We start from the raw sequence: 26,410 nt of genomic DNA, 5'->3' as shown, positions 1-26,410 counted from the left end.
TACTTGTTGAACCATCCGGCTCGCGCACCAATGGCGGCAGGGCTTCCCGGCCAAGGGGAGGCCCTGCCGCGTACGAGGGCGTGCTGTCCGGCCACTGTTCAGGGGCGCCCCGCGAGTTCACCGGCGAAGTGGCAGGCGGCACGCTGACCGCTGGGGGTGAGGGTGAGTTGCGGATCGGCCTCCGCGCAGATCGTCCGCTCCGGATGCACGAGGGGGCCGATCGGGCACCGGGTGCGGAACCGGCAGCCGGAGGGCGGGTTCGACGGGCTCGGCAGCTCGCCCCGCAGCACGATGCCCTCCCGAGCGCGCTCCGCGACGCTCACCGCCGGTGAGGACGACAACAGTGCGGTCGTGTACGGGTGTTGGGGGTTTCCGTAGACGTCGGCGACATCGCCGTACTCCACGATCCTGCCGAGATACATGACGGCCACCGTGTCGCTTAGGTGACGTACGACCGACAGGTCGTGGGCGATGAACAGGTAGCCCAGGCCGAGTTCGTTCTGCAGCTTCTCCAGCAGGTTGATGATCTGGGCCTGGACCGACATGTCCAGCGCGGACACCGGCTCGTCGAGGACGAGTGTGCGCGGTTCACGGGCCAACGCCCGCGCGATGCCGATCCGTTGACGCTGCCCGCCGGAGAACGCGTGCGGATAGCGGTCGAGGTGCTCCGGGCGCAGCCCCACCTGCTCCACCAACGAGCGCGCCGCCGCCTCGAGTTCGGGTCCGCCGATGCCCCGGAACGCGAGCGCCTCGGTGAGGGACTGCCGGATCGTGCGCCGGGGGTTCAGTGACGCGTACGGGTCCTGGAACACGTACTGCACCGAGGCCCGGACCCGTTTGAGGTCCTCCTCGCGCATCGCGCTCACGTCGGTCCCCTCGACGAGGATCGAGCCGCCGGCGATCGGGCTGATGCCGACGACACTGCGCGACAGCGTCGATTTGCCGCAGCCGCTCTCGCCCACCAGCCCGAGCGTGCGGCCCGCCTCCACCGTCAGGCTCACCGAGTCGACGGCGTACACCGGGGGTTCACGACGGAACAGACCCCGCCGCCGTGAACCCACGTCGACGGTGACATCGCGGATCTCCAGTACGGGTTCGGCGGTCGCGGGAGCCGTCTGCCGCACGGGTGCCGCTTCGACGGCGTGCGCTGTCTCGCGTACACCGGCCGAGGAGACGTCCACGCCGGCCTGGGCGACGAAGCAGGCCGCGGTCTGCCCCTCCGCACCGATCTGCAGCAGAGCCGGCGCCTCCCGCGTGCAGGTCTCCTCGGCGAACGCGCAGCGCGGATGGAACGCGCAGCCCGTCGGGAGCGCGGCCGGGTCGGGAGGCGTGCCGGGAATCGCCGGGAGCGGCTTGCCCGTCCGCTCGTCGTCGAGGCGGGGCATGGCCGCCAGCAGCGCCGCCGTGTAGGGGTGGCGTGGATGCTCGAAGACCTGCTGGACGGTTCCCTTCTCGACCGTACGGCCGCTGTACATCACCACGACGTCCGTGCACAGTTCGGCGACCACCCCCATGTCGTGCGTGATGATCGCGACGGCGATGCCGAGTTCGGTGCGCAGCCTGGACAGCAACCGCAGGATCTGGGCCTGGACCGTGACGTCTAGCGCCGTCGTCGGCTCGTCGGCGATGAGCAGTGCGGGATCGTTCGCCAGGGCGATCGCGATCACCACACGCTGACGCATACCGCCGGAGAACTGGTGCGGATACTGGTCGATCTTCGTCCGTACGTCGGGAATGCCGACCTGTTCGAGGAGTTCGACCGCGCGTGAGCGTGCGGTCCTCCGGTCCACGCCGTGCACCGTCATGGCCTCGACGATCTGGTCGCCGACCTTCATGACGGGGTTCAGCGCGGACTGCGGGTCCTGGAAGACCATCGCGACCTTGCTGCCGCGCCTGCGCCGCATCTCGCTCTCGGGCAGCGCGAGCAGGTCCTCGCCGTCGAACCGCACGGAACCGGTGACGATCTCGCCGGGCGGCCGGACCATCCGCATGATCGAGCGTGCGGTGATCGACTTGCCCGAGCCGGACTCGCCGACGATGCCGAGGACGTCACCCGCGTGGATGTCGAAGCTGACGTCATTGACGGCCTTGACGACACCGTTCCTGAGCTTGAACTCCGTACGCAGCCCTTCGACGCGCAGCAGGGGCACCCCTTTGCCCGTGACCGGTGCCGGTGGTTCGGTCGTGGTGGGGTCGGTCGTCGGATTCATCGGCGATTCACCGCCTCGTTGAGCGCGTCCGACATCAGGCCGACGCCCACCGCGAGCAGCAGAAGCAGCGAGGCGGGCCCGATGATGTAGGTGGGGGACTGGGATACGAACCGCAGGCCGTTGTTGAGCAGCACGCCGAGCGACGGCGTCGGCGGCTGCACCCCGAGGCCGACGATGGACAGACCGGCCTCGATGTAGACGCCGATGACCATCCAGACGGCGCCGTTCACGACGATGGCATCCATCGCGTTGGGCAGCACATGCCGTACGAGCAGCTGGCGGCGCGAGACGCCGAGAACCTGGGCGGCAAGGACGTACTCCCTGCCCTGCTGGGTGAGCCAGGCGCCGCGGGCCAGGCGCCCTGCGCTGGGCAGACCGCCGATCAGGATGGTCAGGAACAGCGCGAACCAGCCGGGGCCGAGGATCGCCACCAGGCACACCCCGAGGATCAGCCCGGGGAAGCCGATGACGACGTCGAGCAGGCGCTGCACCCCCGCGCCGAGCCATTCGGAGATGGCGCCGCACAGGCCGAGCAGGGTGCCGATCGCCATGCTGAGCGGCACCGCGGTGAGGATCAGGCTCAGGTCGACGCGCAGCCCGTAGACGCTGCGGACGAAGATGTCGCGGCCGAACTCGTCCGTGCCGAAGAGATGCGCGCCCGACGGTCCGGCGAAGCTGTCCGAGCCCTGCTGGTCGTAGCCGGACGAGAACAGAAGCGGAGCGAGCAGGGCGGCGAGCAGCATGAGCCCGAGGATCGACACCCCGATGATGCCCTTGGGCGTGCGGAAGGCCGACAGATAGCGGGCCAGTGTCGGATTGAGTCGTCTGCGCGCCGCCGTCGGGGCGGATGCGGACAGGGGGACGTCTGTCATGGCCGGTCTCCCAACCTGATCTTCGGGTCGAGTGCCGCGAGGACCATCTCGGTGGCGATCTGGCAGACCACCGCCACGCAGACCACACCGAGGATCAGCACCTGGAGGACGGTGAAGTCGCGGGTCTGCACGCTGGACACGGCGAGCTGGCCGAGCCCGTTGCGGTTGAAGACCGCCTCGATGACCACGGCACCGGCGAGCAGGGTGCCGATCTCCAGGCCGATGGCGACGACCGCGGTGCCGAAACTGTTGCGCAGCACGTGCCGCAGGGTGATCCGCCGGGGCGAGACCCCCTTGGCCAGCGCCAGATCGACGTAGTCCTCGTTGCGGATCCGGGCCATCTCCGTCTGGAGCAGCCGGGCCAGCCCTCCGGCAGGCGACAGCGCCAGCGCGACCGCGGGAAGGACCAGGTACTGGATCCCGATCGCGGGGTCGTGCAGCACGCTCACCTCTCCGCTGACGGGAAGCCAGCGGTGGTACACACCGAAGACGAGGATCAGCGCCAGCGCCGTGAGGAACGACGGCACGGCGACCAGGACGCTGGTGCCGAGATCGAGGGTCGCCCGTGCCCACCAGCGCCTGGTCGACCCGGCGAGCACCCCCAGCGTGGTCCCGATGAGGACGACGAGCAGCGTCGCGAACACGGCCAGCTCGACCGTGCTCCCCAACCGGTCGCCGATGAGGCTCGTGACGCTGCGGTGGAGGAGGTAGGACTGGCCGAGGTCGCCGTGGAACAGGCCGGCGATCCACTCCCAGTACTGCACGACGAGCGGTCGGTCCAGCCCCAACTCCCGCCTGATGGCGGCGATGTTGGCCGCGGTCGGGTCCGCACCGGCGAGGGTGACGGCGACGTCTCCGGGTGCGAGCCGGGGCAGGGCGAACGCGACGATCGAGCTGGCGAAGAGCACGAACCCCACCGACGGCACCTTGCGGATCAGGAACCGGATCATTTCGACAGCCAGGCCGTGCCGAGGTCCAGGAAGCCCGTCCGGGTCGCCTTGATACCGCCGACGGCCGTCGACCGGACCGTCATCGTCGGGCGTGTGATCAGGGGAACCGCGAACGCCTGGTCGAGGACGTACTCGTTGTAGGCGAGCACCGCCGTCTTCTGGGCGTCGGTCGAGGTCGCGGTGGCGACCTGCTCGACGAGCTTCGTGTACGTCGGGTCCTTGAGCTTCAGGAGGTTGTCGTCCGCGACGAACTCCGGCCGGCTGACGACCTGGGTGGCCGGCGACAGGGCGTTGCTGTTCATCATCAGCACCGCGGGCGTGCCCATGTTCCGCTTGGCGATCCGCTCGTCGTACTCGGTCGCGGTCAGCAGGACGGGCTTGGCGGTCAGGCCGACGGCGGCGAGGTTGTTCTTGACGATCTGGAAGATGCCGGTGGCCTCGGGGGTGTTGAGCGTGACGACGTCGAACGAGGCGCCGCTCACGCCCGCCTGGGCGAGCAGCTGCTTGGCCTTGTCCGGCTGATAGGTGTAGTGCTTCGCCTGCGTGGCGTCATAGCCGACGGTGGACGTCCGCCACGGCAGGTCCGTCGCCTCCGCCTGACCGCCCTCGACCTGCGAGACGATGCGGTCGCGGTCGATGGCGTACTGGACCGCCTGTCGCACGGTCTTGTTGTCGAACGGCGCCTTCGTCACGTCGAGGGCGAGCGGGATCGCCGACCCGCCCGACGTCACCAGGGCGTAGCCGTCCTGCTGGCTCAGGCTGCGCGCGTCGAGGGCCGGCATGCCGACGCCGTACTGGACCCGGCCGCTGCGGATCGCCGACACGATGGCGGTCGGGTCGTTGATGACGTTGATCTGGATCCCGTCGAGATGGGTGTTCTTGGCGTCGCGGTACTTGGCGTACTTGGCGAGTTCGACCTTGCCGCCGGGCGTCCACGACTTCCAGACGAAGCGGCCGGTGCCGTCGACGACCTTGCCCGCCGCGTAGTCGCCGTAGGTCGCGGGGTTGAGGATCGGCATCGTCTCGAACAGGTCGAAGATGTTCGGCGTCGGCTTCGAGAAGGTGAGGGCCAGCTCGTGGTCGCCCTCGACGCGTATGGACTTGACCTGGCTCGCGATCGGCTGGTTCGCGGCGCCCGTCGCCGGGTCCTGCACCTTCTTCAGGGTGAACTCGACGTCGCTCGCCGTCAGTTGGCGGCCGCTGTGGAACGTCACGTCGTCGCGGAGCGTGATGTCGATGCTTCTGGCGTCGGGTGCCAGCTTCCACGACTTCGCCAGGACACCGCTGGGTTGGCCGGTCTTGGTGCTGATGGCGGTCAGGGTCTCCAGGACCTGGTACTCGGACAGCAGGTTGCCGAACGAGGTCTTGAGGAACGAGCCGGGGTCGACGTCGCTGGTCTGCGCGACGACGAGGGTGCCTCCGTCGCTTACCGGGCCGGTGGTCCCGGAGTTGGCGCCGGCGGGCTGGGTGGCGGCGCTGCAAGCGGTGGAGGTGAGCAGTGCCGCGCCTGCGGCGGCGCCTGCCAACAGCCGGCGCGGCCGGACTGGCTTGGTGAGTGACATCGGTGCTCCTTGAAGTGCTCGGGGGAACCCTGCGTGAACAGCCCCGTCAGATGGGGTTGTTCGGGCATGAACTCGGCGTGTGTGCGGGCCGGTTGGTGCCGCTTGCGGGAGGGAGCGGCTGAAGCTGTGGCAGTTCTGTCGTCCTGGCGGGGGACGAGGCGGTTCGGCCTTCTGCGTACGGGAAGGTCAGGCGTCGCGCATGTCGAGCACCACCTTGCCCCACGGGTGACCGGATTCGACTTCGCGCAGGGCGGCTTCGGCGTCCTCGAAGCGGAAGACACCGCGGACCTGGGGATCGAGCCGGCCGTCCGCCACGCGCCGGGCCAGTTCGGTGAGTGTGGTGGTCGAGCTGTTGCGGGACAGGGGCCTGGCACCGAACCGGGCAGCTGTCCCTGAGGCGGCGACCGAGAGGATCCGGCAGGCGGGGGAGATCACCGCCGAGACGCTGTCCAGCGCGTCCCCACCCACGAGGTCGAGGACCGCGTCGACTCCGTTCGGCAGGACTGCATCCAGCTGTTTGCCGAGGTCGTCGCACTCGTAGTCGACGGCCACGGCTCCCAGCGATTCGACGAACCTCCGTTTGGCCGCGGAAGCGGTGCCGACGACCCGGGCTCCGGCAGCGCGTGCGAGCTGCGCCGCCATGACGCCCACGCCGCCGCCGATCCCCAGGATCAGCAGGGTTTCGCCGGCCGCCGGACCGAGCCGGTCCACCCCGTCGTACGCGGTCACGGCCGCCACCGGCAGGACGGCGGCGTCGGTGAACGAGACCGCGACAGGCTTCACCGCCGTCTGGCTCGCGGTCAGCAGCGCGAACCGTGCATAGCCGCCGCAGCCCCGAGCGCTGGTGCCGAACACCGGGTCGCCCACGGCGAACCCCTCGACCCCGGCGCCGAGTCGCTCGACCACGCCCGAGACCTCACGCCCGAGCACGGCCGGCAGGTCGAGGTGGAGGAAAGCCCGGTGCAGACCTGCCCGGACACCCCAGTCCACCGGATTGACGCCCGCCGCACACACCTCGACAAGAAGCTCACCCCGCCCGGGCACAGGCTTGGGCAGATCGAGGAACCGCTGCATCTCAGGACCGCCGTATCCGGTGAATCCGTACGCTTCGGGCATGGCGAGCCTCCCTGACTCAGTGCGACTGCTGGGCCCACTGCCCGCAGAGCCGAATGCTTTCCTCGGGGGTCGCCTGCGCGCCCCGGTCGACCTCGATGACCAGCCAGCCGCTGAAACTGTCGGGCAGCGCCGCCAGGGTCGCGGGGATGTCCACCGACGCATGGCCCGGCTCGGCCCACAGACCGGCGAGGACCGTCTTCTGGTAGCTCCAGCCCTCGGCCCTGCCCCGCTCGGCCACCTCGGTGTGGAAGTCCTTGACGTGCATGCTCGCCACCCGGTCGCCGTAGTCGCGGATCAGACCGATGACATCGGCTCCGGCCCAGCCGAGATGGCCGATGTCCGGTCCGAAGGAGAGGACGTCCGCCGGGACGGTGTCGAGGATGAAACGGGTCTCCTCCTCGGTCTCCGCCCAGGTCCCGATGTGCGGGTGGAAGGCCGCGGTGACCCCGTTGGCCTTGGTGGTCTCGCCCATCCGCGCGAACACGTCACGCACCCGCTCCAGCCGTTCGGGGGTGGATTCCGCCCCCACCGCCGGGCGGTGCACCCGGGGTGCCTCCTTGGACATCCCTGTGGCCACGAAGACCGTGGGCAGGCCCAGTTCGGCCATCTGCGCGCTCATCCGCGCCGTCTTGTCGAGGTGCGCCCGCAGACTCTCCTCGTCCTCGGGCAGCGGGCCCGAGATATAGCCCGGAGCGGGGGACAGGCCGTGGTCCGCGAGAAGTTGGCCGTACTCGGCGGCCGTCATGTCGGCGGGCACCTCGGCGTGCACCGAGCGGATGCCAGCCTCCTGGATGACCTTGAGCCGCTGGGTGAGGGAGGGCGCCAGTGCGGGGTCGATCCAGCCGTCCTCGGTGGCTATCCACTGCAGGGGGTTGATGGCGATCTTCTCGGGGCTGATGGTCATGGGCGTCCTTCCCTTGGGGCTCGGAAGCGTCAGGTGGGTCTTGCAGGCGTCAGGTGTCATGTGTCAGACGGAGAAGCGGGGTTGAGGGCGGTCGCAGGTGCTCTCCAGCTCCACGGCACGGCCCTCCTCGGAGGCCTTGTCGACGGCGCACAGCGCTTCGAGTACGTGGAAGGCGAAAGAGGCGTTCGCGCGGTGCGGGCCGCCCTCGACCGCGTCCGCGAGGTCACGTACGCCGAGTCCGCGCCGGGCCTGCTCGCGGGTGCCGACGGCGCCGAACAGGCCGACGGCCGGCTCCAGCACCGTCCACTCGGTCTCGCCGTGCCGCCGGATGCGTACGTCGCCGTCGAAGTGGTTCGGGTTCCCCAGGGACAGCGTGCCCTCGGTGCCGTAGACCTCCATGAAGGGCAGGTCCGTGTCCCACACGTCGAAGCTCATCTGCGTCGTGCCGATGACCCCCGAGCCGAAGGTCAGCACCGCGCCGGCATGGGTGGGGACCGTGACCTCGATCGAGTCGACGGCACGCTCCGGCGCGGTCACCGTCCTGGTCGGCGCGCCGATCCTGCTCGACGCGGCGACGGACCGGACCGGGCCCAGCAGGTTCACGAGGATCGCGAAGTAGTACGGGCCCATGTCCATGACCGGACCGCCGCCCGGCTGGAACAGGAAGCGCGGATCCGGGTGCCACGTCTCGGCCTTGCTGTGGCCGATGAATGCCGAGGCACCGACCGGCGCGCCGATCCGGCCGGCGTCGAGTGCCTTCCGGGCCGTCTGGCTCGCGCTGCCCAGGAAGGTGTCCGGTGCCGAACCGAGCAGACGCCCGCTCCGGTCGGCCGCCGCGAGCACGGACCGGCCTTCCTCGACCGTCGTGGCCAGGGGCTTTTCGACGTACACGTGCTTGCCGGCTGCCAGAGCCTCGATGACGGTACGGGCGTGGTGCACCGGCGGCGTGAGGTTCACGACGATGTCCACCGACTCGTCGGCGTACAGCTCCGCGGCGTCACCCCAGGCCGGGATGGCGTGATCGGCGGCGGCCTGCTTGGCCCGGGCCGTGTCGATGTCGCCGACACGGACGATCTCCAGCTCCGGGAAGTGGGCGGCCAGACCGGCGACGTACCGGCCAAAGATGTTGCCGCTGCCGAGGATGCCGATCCGATGCGTCTGTTTGGCCATGGTGATGGTCCATCTCCAACCTGATGACAGGGGGGGGTGACGCCGCTGTGGGCGATGTGCGGTGCCGCGTATTCAAGGGCGGCGCGGAGGTCCCGGACGAGGCGCTCGGTCCGCTGAGCAGAACATTCGCAGCCTGGTTATCGAATCGTGATGAACGGGTGCGGTGGGGCATCGGGTCGGCTGCGCGTCGCCCCGTCGGCCGACCGGGCGGGCGCTGTGCCAGGCGTGCGGTCCTTGGGGTGGGTATGGCGAAAAGGGCACGTCAGAGCCCCATTCGAGACTCCTCTGGGAGCTGGTCGACGGCCTTGGCGTGCTGGGTGAGGGCGACCTGAAGGCGTGTGGGAGTCTCCGTGTGGAGGGGGTCTCAGGCGCGCTGAAGTGGCCTGTGCGGCGCGGACCCGCCTCGGGAGAAGATCACAAGTCATTGACTTCAGCGCTACGTCATTGAGATAATCCCGCGCTTTTTGGAGGGCGGCCGACTGTCGCGGTGTGCGATGTCCACCTGAACGCCATGTGTCGCATCACTTTCGTTTAGTTCGCGCTGTCAGAGCAAGATGCCGCTTTTAATTTTCTGCTCGGACTAAATTCGGCTGAAAGCGGCCGACTGCTCTGAGGGTGGCGCCCGTTGACGGTCGTGCCGCGACGAAATTAGGGTCCTGAAAGTGCGCAAAGACGATGGACACCCGATCGACATGGCGTTGCTCCCCGCCGTGCCCGTAGGACTGCCCAAGGTGCTGGGCCTCGTGGTGTCCGGCGAGGCGACCAGCCGTGCCGAGATCGCGCGGCGCAGCGGTCTGGCCCGGTCGACGGTCGGCCAGCAGATCGACCACCTCGTCGGGCACGGCATCCTCCAGGAGAACGAGGCCGGCGAGTCGGTACGCGGCCGGCCGCCGCGCGTACTGACGCTCAGCCCGCGGGCGGGAACCGTCGTCGTGGCGGACGTCGACACCCTCGCGACGCAGGTCGCGGTCGCCGACCTCGGGGGACGGGTGCTCGCGCAGGAGACCGTGGGTGTCCCGGTCGGCGCGGGGCCGGAAGTCGTGCTGAAGGCGGTGACCGAGCGGCTGTTCGATCTGCTGGAGCGGTGCGGGCGCGAGCCGGACCGGGTCCGCAAGGTGGTGATGGGCCTGCCCGGACCGGTCGACTCCCAACGCGGCTGGGCCGTACGGCCGACAGGGATGCCCGGCTGGGACGGCTATCCGGTGGCCGAGCGACTGCGCACCGCTTTCCGCGCCCCCGCCCTGGTGGACAACGATGCCAACCTCATGGCACTCGGCGAGGCCGCCCGGGACGAGGTCGACACCCCGCTGCTCGGCATCAAGATCGGCACCGGCATCGGGGCCGGGATCGTCACCGTCGACGGCGAGGTGTTCCGGGGGGCGGACGGAGCCGAGGGCGATGTCGGCCACATCAGGTCCGTCGGCGGCGGGGACGTCCTGTGCGCCTGCGGCAACGTCGGCTGTGTGGGCGCGCTCGCCTCCCACCGGGCCGTCCTGCGCGGCCTGGGCATCCCCGAGTCGACCGAGGACGACCCGCTGTACGGCACCCACACCCTGGCCGAGCGCGTCGCGAACAACGACCCGTCCGCCGTCCGTGCCCTGCGCCAGGCGGCCACCGAGATCGGCGAGTTGGCGGCGATGCTGGTCTACATGTTCAACCCGCGCACGCTGGTCCTCGGCGGCCCGTTGAGCGAACTGCGCGACGACATGCTCTCCGGGGTCCGCGCCGTGGTCTACCAGCGCGCCTTGCCCCTGGCCACCCGCAAGTTGACCATCACCACGACTCAGCCCGGCGAGAACTCCGCGATCCACGGCGGCGTCGCCCTCGCCCTGCGGGACGTCTTCAGCGAGCGGGGCATCGCCCGGATGCTGGTCGACGACGGGGGAGTCGCCTGACGGTGGTGGGCGGTGTCTCTCGGGTTCAGCCCGGCCCGCAGCGATCGAGGGCGGCACGAACGTGATCCAGCCCCGCCGCCCTCCAGTGGTCCCGGTCGGGCATCTGGTCCTCCCGGCGCCAGCGCCAGGCCGAGAACATCGCCCAGTTCAGGGCGCGGCACCGGTGGATCAGGGCGTGGTCGGCCCCTGGGTAGTGCTTCCCCACCTCTTCGGGCGCATGCGCGAGGTCGAACTCGATCGGTCCGCGGCAGCACGTGGCGAGGTCCACGAAGAGCGGTCCTCTCCGCGTGTTGAGGAGGTTGCCCGGATGGGGTTCGCCGTGCAACAGCTGTTCGCCGGTTTTCGCGACAGTGCTCAGTCCACCGAGTGTGTCGCTGAGAAGGGCCCGGTCGGAGTCGGGCAACTCGGGGGACCGCTCCCGGTCGTTCACCTCTCTGAGCGCGGCGGCGACTCGGTCGGTGAAATGCGGTGCGTCCAGATCGATCCGGCGCAGAGCGGCATGGTGCCGCAGGAACGCGTCCGCGTAGTCGGCCGGCGCGATCTCTGATCCCACCGGTTCGCAGTACGTCCAGAGCGAGACGGCGAAGGCATCACGCACGTAGACCCGGGGTTCGACCCGGGGGTCGAGCTCGGCCACCGGAGCGTCGACCTCGGTGAGACGGCGAGCAACCTCCACCTCGAACTCGGAACCGGCCAGCTGCCCCGGAGGCGCGACCCGAGCCAGCACATCGCAGGGGAGAAGGCGCAGCGCGACGCGGTCCGAGTTGTGGACGACGACCACCTCGTCGACCCGAAGGCCCAGCTCCGAAGCGGTGGCCCGTCCTGCCTCGACCGCGCGGCGAAGTTCCGACGGCTCCACAGCGTCCTCCCTGGTTCCTCATTGCCGAGTCGGCGAAACATACCCGTCCGGGTACGGCCGGAGACACCGCTTTAGCACCGGGGTGGGGACAAGGGGGCCACGGATCCCCCGGGGGTACACCCGGGTTTCCACGGGCGCGCCCGGTGCCCGCTTCGGACGAGGGTGGCTGGGTCACTGAGCCGGAGCCTGGCGCACGACGAGCCGGTCCCGGTGGATCAGAGCACTGGGATCGGGGAAGACCGTCATGAGCTTGTCCAGCATCGATGTCGTGGCGGAGCCGGTTTCGTCGAGGGTGGGTACGCCCGGGAACACCATGACGACCGTCGTTCGCTCCGGGTCCGAGGCGGCGGCGGACTTCGAGCGGGTCCGCTCCCTGCTGTTCGGGATCGCCTACCAGACGCTGGGCCGCGCCGCCGACGCCGAGGACGTCGTCCAGGACGTGTGGGTCCGCTGGCAGGGCACGGACCGGGCCCAGGTGCGGGACAGGGTCGCGTTCCTCGCGGCCGTCACGACCCGGGTCGCCCTCAACGCGGCGACCTCGGCCCGCGCCCGTCGCGAGATCAGCGTCGGCGCGTGGATTCCGGAACGCGAAGTCGCATCCGTCGATCCGGCGGGGGAGGCCGAACGCGGGGAGGCGCTCGAATGCGCGGTCCGGCTCCTGTTGGAACGCCTGTTGCCCGTCGAACGAGCCGTGTACGTACTACGCGAGGCGTTCGAATACCCGTTCCGTGAGATCGCCGAAATGCTGGGGATCAGCGAGGCCAACGCGCGGCAACAGGCGCTCCGGGCCCGTCGGCACCTCACCGGGCAACGGCACAACCGGGTGGACACGGCAGAGCGCGACGCACTGCTCGAAGCCTTCCGCGACGCGGCGCGAGCCGGGGACATGGCACGCCTCATCGACCTGTTCCAGGGCCTTCGCAACACCTCGCGACCACGATGATCCCTCTCGGTGACCGTGCCGCTACCGGCGGTTGACGAGGCCTCGGCCTCGCTCCGAGGGTGACCGTCCTGCTGACGGTCCGGGCCGGCGCGCCCGTGGTGCATGATGGGGACGACCCGAGTTGAAGATCAGGGTCTTGCTCCCTTGACCTGCACGGTGGTGGTGGATGTCGAGCAGCGCTCCTCGGCGCGGGCTGCGTGGCCGACGTGGCGAGTGCGGGGTGCTGGATCAGCTGGTGACCGACGCCAGGGCGGGACAGAGCCAGGTTCTGGTGCTGCGCGGCGAGCCCGGAGTCGGCAAGTCCGCGTTGGTCGAGTACCTGGTCGGCAGCGCCACCGGCTGTCGGATCCTGCGGGCCACCGGCGTCGAGTCCGAGATGGAGCTGGCGTTCGCCGGTCTGCACCAGCTGTGCATGCCGATGATGGCGCGGCTCGACCGCCTCCCCGTCCCACAACGTGACGCCCTGGCCATCGCGTTCGGTCTGCGTGCGGGGAGCGCGCCGGACCGCTTCATGGTCGGTCTCGCGGTACTCAGCCTGCTGGCCGAGGCGGCGGAGGAGCAACCGGTCGTGTGCGTCGTGGACGACGCCCAGTGGCTCGACCGGGTCTCCGCGCAGACGCTGGCCTTCGTCGCCCGCCGACTCCTCGCGGAGCAGGTGGCGCTGGTGTTCGCGGTGCGTACGTCGGCGGTGGCCTCGGGCGACGACCCGTTGCTGGCGCTACGGGAACTCACGGTCCGGGGGCTGCGCGACGACGACGCTCGTGCGCTGCTCGACTCGGTCGTCCCCGGCCGCCTGGACGAGCGCGTCCGGGACCGGATCGTCGCCGAGACCCGCGGCAACCCGCTCGCTCTGCTGGAACTGACGCGCGGACTGACCGCGGCGGAGCTGGCCGGCGGCTTCGGGCGCCCGGACGCACGACCGCTGGCGAGCCAGATCGAGCAGAGCTTCCTGCGGCGCATCGGGTCGCTCCCGGACGCGGCACAACGACTGCTGCTGGCCGCGGCCGCCGAACCCGTGGGGGACGTACCGCTGTTGAGGCGGGTGGCCGAGCGGCTCGACATCGGGGCGGACGCCGCGGGCGCGGCCGAGGCGGCGGGACTGATCGAGTTCGGCGCACGGGTGCGGTTCCGGCATCCGCTGGTGCGCTCGGCGGCCTATCGCGCGGCCGACCCCGGGGAACGTCGTGACGTGCATCGGGCACTGGCCGAGGCGACCGACCCCGAGTTCGACTCGGATCGCCGGGCCTGGCACCGCGCCCACGCGGCGGTCGAACCCGACGAGGCCCTGGCGGGCGAGCTGGAGCGCTCGGCAGGCCGGGCCCAGGCCCGCGGTGGTATCGCGGCGGCAGCCGCGTTCCTGAGACGCGCGACCGAACTGACGCCCGACCCGGGCAGACGCGGAACAAGGGCGGTGGGCGCGGCGCAGGCCGCCTTCGAGTCCGGAGCCGCCGACACCGCGCTCGAACTCGTCGCCGCCGCGGAGATGGGCCCGTTGGACGAGGCCCAGCGCGCGCGGCTGGCCCGCCTGCGCGCCCAGATCGTCTTCGCGCGCAGACGCGGCGGTGAGGCTCTCCCGCTGCTCCTCGACGCGGCCGGCCGGCTGGAGGGGGTCGACGACGGACAGGCGCGGGAGGCGTACCTCGAAGCACTCGGCACAGCGGTCGTCGCGGGCCGCCTGTGTGGACATGGCGGAGTGCGGGCGGTGGCCGAGGCCGCCCGCGCCGCACCGCGCGGTCCGCGACCTCCCCGGCTGGCCGACGAACTGCTCGACGGCCTGGCGACGCGGTTCGCCGAAGGCTACGTCGAAGGCGCGTCCCTGTTGAAGCCCACGCTGCGGGCGCTCCGGCGAGCCGCCGGACGCGACAAGGACGACGTCATGCGCTGGCTCTGGCTGACGTGGCTGGCCGCCGGCGACTTGTGGGACGACGAGACCTGGCACGAACTGACCACACACGCGGTCCGGGCGGCTCGCGAGACCGGCGCGCTCAACTTCCTTCCCCTGGCCCTCTCCTACCGCGCCGCCGTGCATGTGCACGCCGGGGAGTTCGACCTCGCCTCGGCGCTGATCGACGAGTCCAGCACCATCACGGAGGTGACCGGCAACTCGCCCCTCGGGTACGCCCCGGCTCTGCTCATGGTCTGGCGCGGCGATCCCCGGGTGGTGGAGGCGATCCAGGCCGGCACCCGCGACGCGACCGCCTGGGGCGAGGGGCGGGCGATCGGTCTGGCCTCATACCTGTTCGCGGTCCTGTACAACGGCCTCGGCCGGTACCAGGACGCTCTGGCCAACGCCGAACAGGCCGGGGAGTACGAGGATTTCGCCGGCGCCGGGTTCTCCCTCGTCGAGCTCGTCGAGGCGGGCGCTCGCACTGGCGCCCCCGAGGCGGCAGAGGCGGCCCTGCGCCGGCTCGAGGAACAGGCCGGCGCCGCCGGCACGGACTGGGCCCTCGGCGTTCTGGCCCGGTCGAGAGCGCTGCTCTGCGACGGCCCGGCCGCCGATCTGCTGTACCGCGAGGCCATCGAGCACCTTGAGCGGAGCCGGGTCGCCGTCCACCTCGCGCGCACCCACCTGGTGTACGGCGAGTGGCTGCGCCGCGAGAACCGGCGCGTCGACGCGCGCGAGCAACTGCGCACCGCCTACGAGATGCTGCACGGCTTCGGGGCGGGCGCCTTCGCCGAGCGCGCCCGCCGCGAACTCCTGGCCACCGGCGAATCGATTCGGCAGCAGACGGTCGACACCCACGAGTCCCTCACCGCGCAGGAGTCTCAGATCGCCTGGCTGGCAGCTGATGGCAAGACGAATTCGGAGATCGGCGCCGAGTTGTTCATCAGCCCTCGCACGGTCGAATGGCATCTGCACAAGGTGTTCACGAAGCTCGATGTGAAGTCACGCAACAAGCTCCGGGGCGCGCTGGCCCGCGTGTGACGGCGGACGGACTCCGAGTCGTGGAGCGGCACCGGTCAGTCGCGGAGCAGCGCGCACACGAAGTTCTCCTCGACCTCGCGCAGTTGCTTCAACAGCTGCGGCTTCGTCGCCTCGTTCACCTGCGTGGTGAGTGAGAACGTCAGCGACCGCTCGCCGTCCGGGGTCGCGGCGATCAGCTGGGTGTAGCCGGGGGTGTTTCCGGTGTGGCCGAGGACGACCCCACATCGGGTGGTGTAGCGGAAGATCGCCGCCCCGGCCTTGTTCGCGCCCGGGCCGGCCGGTTCCGAGGCTCCGTCGACCCAGCGGCGCTGCTCGCGCAGGGTCGCCCGGGAGATCAGCGCGCCCCCCGCGTAACCGCGGATGAACCTGGTCATGTCCCGCGGAGTGGAGATGATTCCGCCCGACGCCCACACCCCCGAGGCCCCGATCAGCTCACTGATGTCCTCCGGCGCGGCCGGCGGCTGGACCGGGACGTCGTAGCCGCGCATGTACGGTTCCGGCATCTCGAAGCCCTGCGGCAGGCTCGTGTCGTGCAGGCCGAGCGGACGGTAGACCAGCCGCCGCAGCAGCTCCTCGTAGCGCACCCCGGTCACCGCCTCGGTCATCAGGGCCACGGCGATGTTGTCCGAGTTGGAGTACTGGTAGCGCGAGCCCGGGCGGAACAGCAGCCGCTGGCCGGCCACGAAGTCGAGCAGCCGCCGGGAGTCGAACCGATGATGCGGATCGGCCTGGAGGAGCGCGAGGAACTCCGGACTCCGGCTGTAGTCCGGGAGGCCGCTGGTGTGGGTCAGGAGCTGGCGCAGGGTCACCGCGTGCCAGGCCCGGGGGAGCGCGGGCAGTCGTCGGCCGATGGTGTCGTCGAGCCCGAGTACGCCCCGGTCCACGAGCCGCAGTGCCACGGCTCCGCTGAACGCCTTCGCCGTACTCGCGATCCGCATGTGGTCGGTCGGTTCGACCGGCCTGCCGGTGGCGAGGTCGGCGGTTCCGGCCCGCAGGATCCGGCGCGAGTCCCCTCGCTGGAGCACGGCGATGATGCCGGGCGGGCCGCCCGGGGCGCGGACCAGCTGTTCGAGCTGACTCCGCAGTGCGCGGTCCGTGGCGGAGCCGGGCGGGTCGGCTTCGGCCGGTGCGGACACCAGGGCGGCCAGACAGGCGCCGGCCAGCACGGCACCGACCGGTAGACGCAGGCGACGGGAGGGACGGGGCAACGGCATGGGATCTCCTTGGACGGGCTGGGAGGCCGGGGCACGCCCAGCATCGGCCGCACGACGCCCGGCTGCCTGTGCCGCTGCTGCATACGGCGGAGCGGGACGTCCGGACGGGTCGCGCGCCGTGGGCGACGGTGCCCGCTGATATCTCCTGCGGAAGCGATGAGTTTCGGGTGCGTTCCCGGTCCACCCAGGTGTGAGTTTCCGAGAAGCTGAGGAGAAGCCGATGCCTGAGACGACTCTCGACCTCGGGCCGCAGGCCCTGATCGTGGCCAGCCTCGCGGCCGGGGTGAAGGACGAGCAGCTCGACGGCGCGACCCCCTGTCCGGAGTACGCGGTACACCACATGCTCGGACATCTGTTCGGGCTGGCCGCCGCCTTCCGCGACGCGGGACGCAAGGATCTCGGCGCCACGACCGACACGGCTCCGGACACCGCGGTGCCAGACATCGGGCCCGACTGGCGCGAGACCCTGCCGAAGGTGCTCGACGAACTCGCCGAGGCCTGGCGCGACCCGGCGGCCTGGACCGGCGAGACCCGGGCGGGCGGCATCACGCTGCCGGGTGCGATCGCCGGCCTGGTGGCGGTGGACGAGCTGGTCATCCACGCCTGGGACCTGGCGCGGGCCACCGGCCAAGAGTACGAACCGGACCGGGCCGCGCTGCAGATGTCGTACGACTTCCTCGAAGCCTCGGCCGAGGATCCGTCCCGCGACGAGATCTTCGGCCCCGTGGTCCCGCTCCCCGAGGACGCGCCCCTGCTCGACCGCGCGGTCGGCCTGAGCGGCCGCGATCCCGGCTGGAAGCCCTAGAGGCCGCGGTAGGCGGTGCCACACTGACGTCATGGGAAAGCCGCAGACGATCGACGAGTACATCGAGGGCTTCGCGGGGGAGAGCCGCGAGGTGCTGGAGCAGGTACGGGCGCTGGCCCTCGACGCGGTCCCCGAGGCGAGCGAGGCGATCAAGTGGGGCCATCCCGCTTGGGTTCACCCGTCCGGGACGATCCTGTTCATGGCCAGCGGCCACGCGAAGCACGCGAACGTCGTGTTCACCCCCAGCACCCGCGAGGCGTTCGACACCGACCTCGCCGACTTCACCACGGGCAAGGGCTCGGTCAAGCTCCCGTACGGTCGGCCCGTGGCGGTCGACCTGCTGCGCCGGATGATCGCGTTCCGCGTGCGCGAACACGAGGACGACGGCGTGCTGTGGATGTGACGGCCGGGCAGGTGCTTCTTGGCCAAGGTCATGCTCATCGTCTCGACCGCACCCTTCGCCATGGCGAAGGACGTCTGAGCGGGGTTGGCCACACGTGAGAAGGCACCAGGGTCACCCCCGCTCACGCGAGGGTGACCCTGGTGCCGCGGGGCCCGCCGGGCCCCCTGCCGGGGCTGCGACCCCCCAAGGCCGAAGCCCGGCCGTCTGGAGGGTTACGTGCGGGGGAGTGAGGTGTTGGTGATCGGGAGCGTCACGTGCGTGCCCGCCACGTAGAGGTCCGTCGGGGCCGTGCGCAGCGCGAACGTGTCGTCGTAGCCCGAGACGCGCACGGACATCACGAAGAAGCCGTCCTCCTCGGCCCTCGTCTTCACGTCGTACTCGCTCTCCCAGTAGGTCTGCAGGAAGACCTCGGTGCCCGTCTCCTCGACGCCCTTGGGGAGGGTGACCTTGCCCTGGACGGTGAGGATGTCGCCCGCCTTCACCCTCTTCTTGTTGACCTTGTAGCTGATGGAACTGGACTTGGCCTTGGTGGCCACGGTCGTGTCCGTGAAGTAGCCGTCCTGCGGGGTGTTGAGGTCGCCGTCCACGTCGTAGGAGGCCGTGATCTGCACGTCGCGCTGGACGTTGAGCAGGCTGTTGCCGGACATGCTGTCGATGTTGACGTCCGGGATGCTGAACTTCCCGGTGGAGTCGGTGACCGGCGTGCCCAGGTCGCGCGGGTCGTAGTACGTGGGGTCGATCGGGTCGCCCCACGGGTTCCAGGTGGTGAAGCGGACGACTTCCTGGACGGTGACGGGGATGTCGGCCGCCGGGGTCCCGTCGGCCTTGGTGACGGTGCCGGTGACGTCGACACGGCGGTTGTCGTAGTCGGTGCTGGTCGGGTTGGTGCTCACGGTCAGCACGTAGTCGCGGACGGGTTCGTCGGCCAAGGGCTTCGCCGAGGCGGCGGGCACGGACAGGGCACCCGCGGCGAGCAGGAACGCGACTGTGGCAGCGAGGCGCGTCGGCAGGGACTTACTGGGCACGGTCAACTCCAAGTTTGGTCGGGACTGGAGGTGTTGCGCCGGGCGGCACCGGTTCCGCCGCGGCACAGATGTGCGACACAGCAGGTTCGACCTGCGAGGTGGGGCGGGAGTTGTACCTGTGTGGTCTCTGTTACACGGCTGTGGCAGAGGAGGTTCCGTAAGGGGCGCGGAGCGGGCGGCGCCTAGGATCGCCCGCATGGCGCTGCGACCTGTTCAGGTGAACATCAAGGCTCTTGACCACTCGGCGGTCGGCCGGTTCTGGGCGGAGGCACTCGGCTGGAGCGCCTACAGCCCCGGTGTGACCACCTACGTCGGACCCGCGGGCGGCCCCGTCTGGCCGGACCCGGTCGTCGTCGGCATCGACGTCGTTCCCGTCCCGGGACCCAAGACGGCGACGAAGAACCGTCTGCACCTCGATCTCGCCACCAACTCCCCGGCCCATCAGGCGGAGTTGGTCGCGCGCCTCCGGTCCCTCGGTGCGACGCCCGCCGATGTGGGTCAGGGCGACGACGTGCCGTGGACGGTCCTCGCCGACCCGGAGGGCAACGAGTTCTGCGTGCTGGAACCCAGGCAGGTCTACCGGGACACCGGACCGATCGCGGCGGTGGTGGTCGACTGCGAGGATCCCCGGGCCATGGCCCGGTTCTGGGGCGAGGCGACGGACTGGACCGTGCGCGAGGTGACCGCCGATCAGGCGGTGCTGCGCTCCGCCGAGGGCGGCGGCCCGTATCTGGAGTTCCTCCGCAAACCCGGTGGGAAGACCGTGCCGGACCGCGTCCATCTCGACCTGCTGCCGTACCCCGGTGACGACAAGGCGGCGGAGGTGGCCCGGCTGCGCGCCCTCGGCGCCACCGACCTCGACATCGGTCAGGGCGACGTCCCGTGGACGTGCCTGGCCGACCCGGAGGGCCACGAGTTCTGCGTCCTCGCCCTGTCCTGACGCGAGGCACAACATCCGCCCGGTGTGCGTCCCGGTGGGCCGGGCAGGGAAGAATGGGGGCCGTACTCGACGGTCGACCCTTGCGGAGGAGCCGGAAATGCAGGACGCGCGAGCAGGGCAGGTCGCCGGGCCCGAGGACCTCATCGATGTGGCCCGCCTGGTCACGGCGTACTACGCGTTGCACCCCGACCCGGCGGAACCGGGGCAGCGGGTGGCGTTCGGCACCTCGGGGCACCGCGGCTCGTCCCTGGCGACGGCCTTCAACGAGGACCACATCGCGGCCACCAGCCAGGCCATCTGCGAGTACCGCGCCGCCCAGGGCACCGACGGCCCCCTCTTCCTCGGCGCCGACACCCACGCCCTGTCGGAGCCCGCGAGGATCACGGCACTGGAGGTGTTCGCCGCCAACGACGTGACCGTCCTGATCGACCAGACGGACGGCTACACGCCCACCCCGGCGGTCTCGCACGCCATCCTCGCCCACAACCGGAACATCGCGTCGGGCCTCGCCGACGGCGTGGTGGTCACCCCGTCGCACAACCCGCCCGCCGACGGCGGCTTCAAGTACAACCCGCCGAACGGCGGCCCCGCCGGTTCCGAGGCGACCTCCTGGATCCAGGACCGCGCCAACGAGATCATCACCGGCGGCCTGAAGGACGTACGCCGCATCCCATACACCCGCGCCCTGGCCGCACCCGGCACCGGCCGCCACGACTTCCTCGGCGCCTATGTGGCCGACCTGCCGAACGTGCTGGACCTGGAGGCGATCCGGTCCGCCGGTGTGCGCATCGGCGCCGATCCGCTGGGTGGCGCCTCGGTCGCGTACTGGGGCCGGATCGCCGAACAGCACCGACTCGACCTCACGGTGGTGAACCCGCTCACCGATCCCACCTGGCGTTTCATGACGCTGGACTGGGACGGCAAGATCCGCATGGACTGCTCCTCGCCGTACGCCATGGCCTCGCTCATCGCGCAGCGGGACCGGTTCGACATCGCCACCGGCAACGACGCCGACGCCGACCGGCACGGCATCGTCACGCCGGACGGGGGCCTGATGAACCCCAACCACTATCTGGCGGTGGCGATCTCGTACCTGTTCTCGCACCGGGAGCAGTGGCCCGCGGGCGCCGGGATCGGCAAGACGCTGGTGTCGTCCAGCATGATCGACCGGGTCGCGGCGGACGTCGGGCGGCCGCTCGTCGAGGTTCCCGTCGGCTTCAAGTGGTTCGTGGACGGCCTGTCCGACGGCACCCTCGGCTTCGGCGGCGAGGAGTCGGCCGGCGCGTCCTTCCTGCGGCGCGACGGCTCGGTGTGGACCACCGACAAGGACGGCATCACCCTGGCGCTGCTCGCCTCCGAGATCACGGCCGTCACCGGAAAGACCCCGTCACAGCACTACGCGCAGCTCACCGACCGCTTCGGCGCCCCCGCCTACGCGCGCGTCGACGCTCCCGCTTCCCGCGAGGAGAAGGCCCTGCTCGCCAAGTTGTCCCCGCGCCAGGTCACCGCCGACACCCTCGCGGGCGAGCCGGTCACCACGGTCCTCACCGAGGCTCCCGGCAACGGCGCCGCCCTCGGCGGCATCAAGGTCGCCACCGCCAACGCCTGGTTCGCGGCCCGCCCCTCGGGCACCGAGGACGTCTACAAGATCTACGGGGAGTCGTTCCTCGGCCCGGACCATCTGAGCCAGGTCCAGGAGGAGGCCAGGTCCGTCGTACTGGCGGCGCTGAGCGCCTGACGCCGCCGGCTGAGCGGGCCAGCGGGTCGTACGTCAGGCACCGGAGCGCCGCTCTGTCGCCGACCGCCGCGCGGCCAGTGTTCGCGCGCGGCGTGGCCCCGGCCGGGGGGCCGAGGGCAGGGAACCGTGTCGAGGTTCTCCTGCCCCGTACGCGAAGTGTCACCGCACCCCGGCCGGTTGCCGCAGTGGTCAGTACTGCTCGGTCTCCACGAAGCTCCCGTCCGCGTCGTTGTCCGCGCCGAAGGTGTCCGCGGCGGCGGTCGGGTTGAATCCGGGCGGGCTGTCCTTCAGGGCCAGGCCCATGTCGGCCAGCTTCGCCTTGACCTCGTCGATCGACTTCGCACCGAAGTTGCGGATGTCGAGCAGGTCGGCCTCGGAGCGGGCGACGAGTTCGCCCACGGAGTGGACGCCCTCACGCTTGAGGCAGTTGTACGACCGGACGGTGAGGTCGAGATCCTCGATCGGCAGCACCAGGTCGGCGGCGAGGGCGGCGTCCGTGGGGGACGGGCCCATGTCGATGCCCTCGGCGTCGATGTTGAGCTCGCGGGCGAGCCCGAACAGCTCGACGAGCGTCTTGCCGGCCGAAGCCATGGCGTCACGCGGACGCATGGCCTGCTTGGTCTCGATGTCGACGATCAGCTTGTCGAAGTCGGTGCGTTGCTCGACACGCGTCGCCTCGACCTTGTACGTGACCTTGAGAACCGGCGAGTAGATGGAGTCGACCGGGATACGGCCGATCTCCTGCCCGACCTGCTTGTTCTGCACGGCGGAGACATAGCCGCGACCGCGCTCGACGGTCAGCTCCATCTCCAGCTTGCCCTTGCCGTTGAGCGTGGCGAGGAGGAGGTCGGGGTTGTGCACCTCGACACCGGCCGGGGGCGCGATGTCGGCGGCGGTGACGAGACCCGGGCCCTGCTTGCGCAGGTACATCACGACGGGCTCGTCCTGCTCGCTGCTGACGACGAGCTGCTTGATGTTGAGGATGAGGTCGGTGACGTCCTCCTTGACACCCGGCACGGTGGTGAACTCGTGCAGGACACCGTCGACGCGGATGGACGTGACCGCCGCACCCGGGATCGAGGAGAGGAGCGTACGACGCAGAGAGTTGCCGAGGGTGTAGCCGAAGCCCGGCTCCAGCGGCTCGATGACGAACCGGGAGCGGAACTCGTCGACAACTTCTTCGGTAAGGGACGGACGCTGAGCAATCAGCACGGGGTGTTGCCTCCAGTGGTTTGGCGCCCTCTATCTGACGCCGTAGACACCACGAAGGGTACGGGCGATACGGGCGGTGCGTTCTCCGCAGGGGACGAATCGCCGGTCTTCCCACTCCGGAGAGGTGGCTTTTCTACCTTTCGATCGCCGTGCGGCCCAGTGAGACCAAGGTGGTGTCGTCCACGAGTGAGCCGTCCCACAGTGCGGTGAAGCGGGTGATCCTGCCCCAGCGGTCCACCTCAAGGCCGACGATGCCACGGGTGACCGCACTGTCGGACGCCGTCCACTCGTACCCCCCGCCCACCGCGCTGCCGACGATGTGGCGAACCGCCGTACCGCCACCGGCGTAGGGCAGCAGGGCGGCGGCGTCGGTCAGATAGGTGCCGATGCTTCGGGGACCGACGATGTGCAGGTGGGCCGTCATGTCCTCGAAGACGGCGGCGGGTGCGAAGAGTTCAGCGGCGGCGGCGCCGTCGCCATGACGCAGGGCCTGTGCGAGCCTGCTCACGAGGTGTTTCATGGCGGGCGCGGCGGTTTCGCCGACGGTGGATTCTCCGTAGTCCGGCAGGGACCCGGACCCGTATGCCGCGAGGGCCGCCGTGTTGGCCATGCCGAAATGCCGACCGTCCCAGTAGTCGATCTGCCGGGTGATTTTATGGCGGCGGAAGTTGACGACGCCGGCCGCGCGGATCTCGGAAGGCCCGAACAGACCGGCGGTGTCGGTGAAGAACACGAGGGCGCTGGTCGCGTCGCCCAGAATCCGCGTGGGGTACGACTTGCCGTCGCTGGGCCAGGTGGGAACGAATTGGGCCAGCCCGTCGCGCAGGGCGTCCCAGGTGAAGTAGCCCGCGCTCACGACCGCATCGATGTAGGTGATCGGATCGCGCGAGAAGAAGGACATCCACCCGTCGAGGTCGTGCGCGCTCTTGCGGGCGAAATAGCGCTGGAGCAGCACGGCCACCTCTCTGCTGGCGTGCGAGGCGTCGGTGACGACATCGACCCCGGGGAACACGAGCCCGTCGCCGGAGTCGGCGGCCGCCGCACTTCCGGGGGAAAGCAGGGAGGCCGCGGCAATACCGGTCCCGCCGAGCACGGCACCACGCAGCAGCGTGCGTCGTGACTTCTGGTTCGGCTTCTGCACGTTGCGTTCCATCACATACCTTTCGAATTCACGATGGTGTAGCGGCTCTGGGTTTTGCGTAGGTGCCGGCGAGCGAGTCCGGTTCAGCGGATCTCGCCGGCGGTGCGTATGCCGCTCCAGCGGCTGACCTCGGCCGCCAGGTCCAGGCGTTCGACGGGCACGGTGGTCGCGTACGCGCTCCACTGGTCGCGAGGGAGCATCCACATGACCTCGAACTCGTTGCCGTCGGGGTCGGAGCCGTAGATGCTCTTGGTCGTGCCGCTGTGGCTGGACTCCCCGGTGTACGCGCCGGCCTTCGCCAATACCTTGCGGAGGTGCTGGAGTTCGTCGATGGTGTCGACCTGCCAGGCCAGGTGATAGAGCCCGATCCCGCCGTGGCGCCTGGGCGGTGCGGACCGGCCGACGCCCATGAGGCCGAGATCGTGATCGTGGACGGAACGCGGCAACCGCAGAAACGCCACGTTGGCTCGGGGTTCGCGCAGGACGACGTCCATGCTGAAGACCTCGGTGTAGAACCGCTCGGAGCGTGCCAGATCGGCGACGAACAGGACGGCGTGGTTCAGCCGCACCGGACCGATTCCCATCGGAGTTCTCCTTTGTTGTGACCGCTGGTTCGGAAACGGTGGTGTCAGTCGGCGAGGGCGAATCCGCCGGTCCAGGAGGTCTTCTCGCCGACGGCGAGGGTGAGCTGCAGGAAGCCGACCGCCTCCAGCTCCCGGGCCCGCCTGAGACCGCCCGCGTCCACGGCTCGCAGTCCGGCGGCGCTGATCACGAGGGCGAGCGCCGTCTTGGCGTTCGCGTCGTCACCGGCGAGCAGCACGGTGGCCGGTCGCCCGTTCAGCGTGCCGGTGGCCAGCGTGGCGGCGAAGTTGGTGTTGAACGCCTTGATGACACGCGACTCGGGCAGTGCGGCGGCGATCTCGGCGGTGGCGGAGCCGTCGGCCGGGACGACCAGCGAGTCGAAGGTCTGGAAGTCCAGCGGGTTCGTGATGTCGACGACGACCTTGCCGGTCAACTGCGCACCCCGCTGGGCGATGACCTGCCCGACGGCCGGATACGGCACGGCAAGCACCACGATGTCGCCCGTGATCTCCCGCTCCGCGTCGGAGCTGCCGAGGACTTCCACGGTGTCGCCGCTCTTGCCGACGAGGCCGGCGATGGCCTGCCCCATGTTCCCGCTGCCGATGATGCTGATGTGCGCCATGACGACCTCCATTGGTTGTAGCTACAACCATGGCATGGCGAGCCAGGTTGTAGCAACAACTATTTCGGTGCTGACATAATGCGGACGTGGAAACGCGATGGCTCACCCGGGAGCAACTGTCGGCATGGCTGCGGATGGCCGCCGTACTGGAGCTGCTGCCGACAGCCCTGGACAGCCAGTTGCGGCGCGACGCCCAGCTGACCCACTTCGACTACCAAGTGCTCGCCATGCTCTCCGAGGCGCCCGACCGGACCATGCGGATGACGAAGCTCGCTGCGGGAACCATCGCCACCCTCGCCCGGCTCTCCCACGTGGTGCAGCGCCTGGAGGCCCGCGGCCTGCTGGAGCGCTTCCCCTGCCCGACGGACCGGCGTGCCACCAATGCCCGCCTCACGGAGGCCGGTTGGCAAAAGGTGCGGGAGGCCGCTCCGGGCCATGTGTCCTTCGTCCGGGACGCTGTCATCGACGCACTCACGCCCGAGCAGATCACCCAGCTCACCGATATCAGCCAGGCCATCCTGGACAGGCTCGACCCCGACGCCAGCCGGGCCGGAATGTATCGGTGGTACGACCCGGTCGACTAGTGCTCCGGCGGTGGTTCGCCATCCGGCTTGGTCGGCCGTTGCGGTAGAGGGCGATCGGCAGTGTGCGGCCGTCGACGACTCGGACCCGAGGGTCGCTCCGCTCCCGCTGGAGGGCCCTGGCCTGCAGGCGGCGGCCCACCGGCGCGGGCCTCGGAAGGTCAGGTCTCCGTTGTCGGGGGTGTGGCGCGGTTCCGTGGCCGTGTCCTGGCCAGTCCGGTCTCCACGGCGCTGAGCAGGGCGAGGGCGGCGTCGAGGTGTTCGGTGTCGTGGCCCGCGGCCTCGGAGACGGTCGTGGCCCATTCCTGGCGGACGAGGACGGTGTTGCCGCGGCCGCGCTCGGTGGAGTGGACCGTCACCCCACGACCGTCGTCCGAGTGGGCGCGCCGCTCGATGAAGCCCTTCTCCTCCAGTCCGCGCAGGACGGTGGAGAGGTTGGTGCGCTGGAGCCCGGTCGCGGTGGCGATGCGGCTGGGTGTGGCGGCGGGGTCGCTCTTCAGGTAGCGCATCACCATGCCCTCGGACTGTGACAGGTGGACAGCCCGCTCGTCCGTGTAGCGACGGAACTGGATCTCCCGGCTGATGATCAGTACGAGGTCGGCCAGTTCCGCCCACCGCTGCTCGTGGTCCGGCCCTGCTGTCGGGCCCGTCTGTTGCGCTTGGTCCTCCATCACGGCTCCAGGGTACGGGGTTGCCGCCATGTAGTTATGGGGGCATACTCGTTATGTGCTCATAGTTAT

24 protein-coding genes are annotated in these 26,410 nt (G+C 70.2%); 8 read left to right on the top strand and 16 right to left on the bottom strand.

Annotated elements, in window-relative coordinates; translation table 11 throughout:
• Positions 1-98: 98 nt before the first annotated feature.
• The 7 genes from ACWCRB_RS15485 to ACWCRB_RS15455 form a co-directional block, all read right to left on the bottom strand.
• Entirely contained in the window at positions 99-2,210 is a 2,112-nt protein-coding gene (locus tag ACWCRB_RS15485; protein WP_450996536.1) for an ABC transporter ATP-binding protein, read from the bottom strand.
• Positions 2,207-3,082 (bottom strand): ABC transporter permease, encoded by an 876-nt coding sequence (locus ACWCRB_RS15480; protein WP_450996535.1) that lies wholly within the window; start codon positions 3,080-3,082, stop codon positions 2,207-2,209. The genes ACWCRB_RS15485 and ACWCRB_RS15480 overlap by 4 nt, the downstream gene beginning before the upstream one ends.
• A complete protein-coding gene (locus ACWCRB_RS15475) occupies positions 3,079-4,032 on the bottom strand; it encodes an ABC transporter permease (RefSeq protein WP_450996534.1) in 954 nt (317 codons plus the stop codon). Before ACWCRB_RS15475 ends, ACWCRB_RS15480 begins: the two co-directional genes overlap by 4 nt.
• Positions 4,029-5,594, bottom strand: a complete 1,566-nt coding sequence (locus ACWCRB_RS15470; protein WP_450996533.1) for an ABC transporter substrate-binding protein — start codon at positions 5,592-5,594, stop codon at positions 4,029-4,031. Before ACWCRB_RS15470 ends, ACWCRB_RS15475 begins: the two co-directional genes overlap by 4 nt.
• 186 nt (positions 5,595-5,780) lie before the next feature.
• Entirely contained in the window at positions 5,781-6,710 is a 930-nt protein-coding gene (locus ACWCRB_RS15465) for an NADP-dependent oxidoreductase (RefSeq protein WP_450996532.1), read from the bottom strand.
• 16 nt (positions 6,711-6,726) lie between these two features.
• On the bottom strand, positions 6,727-7,614 hold the full coding sequence (locus tag ACWCRB_RS15460) for a sugar phosphate isomerase/epimerase family protein (protein WP_450996531.1): 888 nt from the start codon (positions 7,612-7,614) through the stop codon (positions 6,727-6,729).
• A gap of 63 nt (positions 7,615-7,677) precedes the next feature.
• A complete protein-coding gene (locus ACWCRB_RS15455; protein ID WP_450996530.1) occupies positions 7,678-8,784 on the bottom strand; it encodes a Gfo/Idh/MocA family protein in 1,107 nt (368 codons plus the stop codon).
• 662 nt (positions 8,785-9,446) lie between these two features.
• Between ACWCRB_RS15455 and ACWCRB_RS15450 the strand changes: the two genes are divergently transcribed.
• Complete coding sequence (locus tag ACWCRB_RS15450) at positions 9,447-10,679, top strand: ROK family protein (protein WP_450996529.1); 1,233 nt, start codon at positions 9,447-9,449, stop codon at positions 10,677-10,679.
• Positions 10,680-10,704: 25 nt separating this feature from the next.
• Here the strand turns inward: ACWCRB_RS15450 and ACWCRB_RS15445 are convergent, their stop codons facing one another.
• Together ACWCRB_RS15445 and ACWCRB_RS15440 are read right to left on the bottom strand one after the other, a co-directional pair.
• The gene (locus ACWCRB_RS15445; RefSeq protein WP_450996528.1) at positions 10,705-11,538 is read right to left on the bottom strand and encodes a phosphotransferase; all 834 of its coding nucleotides are present in this window, start codon (positions 11,536-11,538) and stop codon (positions 10,705-10,707) included.
• A gap of 171 nt (positions 11,539-11,709) precedes the next feature.
• The gene (locus ACWCRB_RS15440; protein WP_450996527.1) at positions 11,710-11,853 is read right to left on the bottom strand and encodes a hypothetical protein; all 144 of its coding nucleotides are present in this window, start codon (positions 11,851-11,853) and stop codon (positions 11,710-11,712) included.
• On the opposite strand from ACWCRB_RS15440, the gene ACWCRB_RS15435 reads away from it, so the two are divergent.
• Both ACWCRB_RS15435 and ACWCRB_RS15430 read left to right on the top strand, forming a co-directional pair.
• A complete protein-coding gene (locus ACWCRB_RS15435) occupies positions 11,852-12,481 on the top strand; it encodes a sigma-70 family RNA polymerase sigma factor (protein WP_450996526.1) in 630 nt (209 codons plus the stop codon). The genes ACWCRB_RS15440 and ACWCRB_RS15435 overlap by 2 nt on opposite strands.
• A gap of 166 nt (positions 12,482-12,647) precedes the next feature.
• Positions 12,648-15,407 (top strand): helix-turn-helix transcriptional regulator, encoded by a 2,760-nt coding sequence (locus ACWCRB_RS15430; protein WP_450996525.1) that lies wholly within the window; start codon positions 12,648-12,650, stop codon positions 15,405-15,407.
• 35 nt (positions 15,408-15,442) lie between these two features.
• On the opposite strand, the gene ACWCRB_RS15425 is transcribed toward ACWCRB_RS15430, so the two are convergent.
• Positions 15,443-16,621, bottom strand: coding sequence for a serine hydrolase domain-containing protein (locus ACWCRB_RS15425; protein WP_450996524.1), 1,179 nt, complete (start codon positions 16,619-16,621; stop codon positions 15,443-15,445).
• A 220-nt stretch (positions 16,622-16,841) separates the two neighbouring features.
• Here ACWCRB_RS15425 and ACWCRB_RS15420 point away from each other — a divergent pair, with 220 nt between their 5' ends.
• Both ACWCRB_RS15420 and ACWCRB_RS15415 read left to right on the top strand, forming a co-directional pair.
• Positions 16,842-17,426, top strand: a complete 585-nt coding sequence (locus ACWCRB_RS15420; protein WP_450996523.1) for a TIGR03086 family metal-binding protein — start codon at positions 16,842-16,844, stop codon at positions 17,424-17,426.
• A gap of 31 nt (positions 17,427-17,457) precedes the next feature.
• On the top strand, positions 17,458-17,829 hold the full coding sequence (locus tag ACWCRB_RS15415; RefSeq protein ID WP_450996522.1) for an iron chaperone: 372 nt from the start codon (positions 17,458-17,460) through the stop codon (positions 17,827-17,829).
• Between the two features lie 212 nt (positions 17,830-18,041).
• On the opposite strand, the gene ACWCRB_RS15410 is transcribed toward ACWCRB_RS15415, so the two are convergent.
• Positions 18,042-18,854 (bottom strand): acyl carrier protein, encoded by an 813-nt coding sequence (locus ACWCRB_RS15410; protein ID WP_450996521.1) that lies wholly within the window; start codon positions 18,852-18,854, stop codon positions 18,042-18,044.
• Between the two features lie 196 nt (positions 18,855-19,050).
• Here ACWCRB_RS15410 and ACWCRB_RS15405 point away from each other — a divergent pair, with 196 nt between their 5' ends.
• Together ACWCRB_RS15405 and pgm are read left to right on the top strand one after the other, a co-directional pair.
• A complete protein-coding gene (locus ACWCRB_RS15405; RefSeq protein WP_450996520.1) occupies positions 19,051-19,794 on the top strand; it encodes a VOC family protein in 744 nt (247 codons plus the stop codon).
• Between the two features lie 97 nt (positions 19,795-19,891).
• Positions 19,892-21,532: a phosphoglucomutase (alpha-D-glucose-1,6-bisphosphate-dependent) gene (gene pgm, locus ACWCRB_RS15400; protein WP_450996519.1), complete on the top strand. Its 1,641-nt coding sequence runs from the start codon at positions 19,892-19,894 to the stop codon at positions 21,530-21,532.
• Between the two features lie 189 nt (positions 21,533-21,721).
• Here pgm and ACWCRB_RS15395 read toward each other — a convergent pair whose 3' ends face one another.
• The 4 genes from ACWCRB_RS15395 to ACWCRB_RS15380 form a co-directional block, all read right to left on the bottom strand.
• A complete protein-coding gene (locus ACWCRB_RS15395) occupies positions 21,722-22,744 on the bottom strand; it encodes a DNA-directed RNA polymerase subunit alpha (protein ID WP_369031533.1) in 1,023 nt (340 codons plus the stop codon).
• 133 nt (positions 22,745-22,877) lie between these two features.
• Positions 22,878-23,897: a nuclear transport factor 2 family protein gene (locus ACWCRB_RS15390; protein ID WP_450996518.1), complete on the bottom strand. Its 1,020-nt coding sequence runs from the start codon at positions 23,895-23,897 to the stop codon at positions 22,878-22,880.
• Positions 23,898-23,968: 71 nt separating this feature from the next.
• Positions 23,969-24,469: a VOC family protein gene (locus ACWCRB_RS15385; RefSeq protein ID WP_450996517.1), complete on the bottom strand. Its 501-nt coding sequence runs from the start codon at positions 24,467-24,469 to the stop codon at positions 23,969-23,971.
• Between the two features lie 44 nt (positions 24,470-24,513).
• A complete protein-coding gene (locus ACWCRB_RS15380; RefSeq protein WP_450996516.1) occupies positions 24,514-25,089 on the bottom strand; it encodes an NADPH-dependent F420 reductase in 576 nt (191 codons plus the stop codon).
• Between the two features lie 86 nt (positions 25,090-25,175).
• Here ACWCRB_RS15380 and ACWCRB_RS15375 point away from each other — a divergent pair, with 86 nt between their 5' ends.
• On the top strand, positions 25,176-25,673 hold the full coding sequence (locus ACWCRB_RS15375) for a MarR family winged helix-turn-helix transcriptional regulator (RefSeq protein ID WP_450996515.1): 498 nt from the start codon (positions 25,176-25,178) through the stop codon (positions 25,671-25,673).
• A gap of 158 nt (positions 25,674-25,831) precedes the next feature.
• Here the strand turns inward: ACWCRB_RS15375 and ACWCRB_RS15370 are convergent, their stop codons facing one another.
• The gene (locus ACWCRB_RS15370) at positions 25,832-26,341 is read right to left on the bottom strand and encodes a MarR family winged helix-turn-helix transcriptional regulator (RefSeq protein ID WP_450996559.1); all 510 of its coding nucleotides are present in this window, start codon (positions 26,339-26,341) and stop codon (positions 25,832-25,834) included.
• Positions 26,342-26,410 lie beyond the last annotated feature (69 nt).

The sequence above is a fragment of the Streptomyces sp. NPDC002156 genome, from assembly GCF_053593675.1.
The sequence above is the reverse complement of the archived record's forward strand: the minus strand, read 5'-3'. Positions and strand labels throughout refer to the sequence as shown.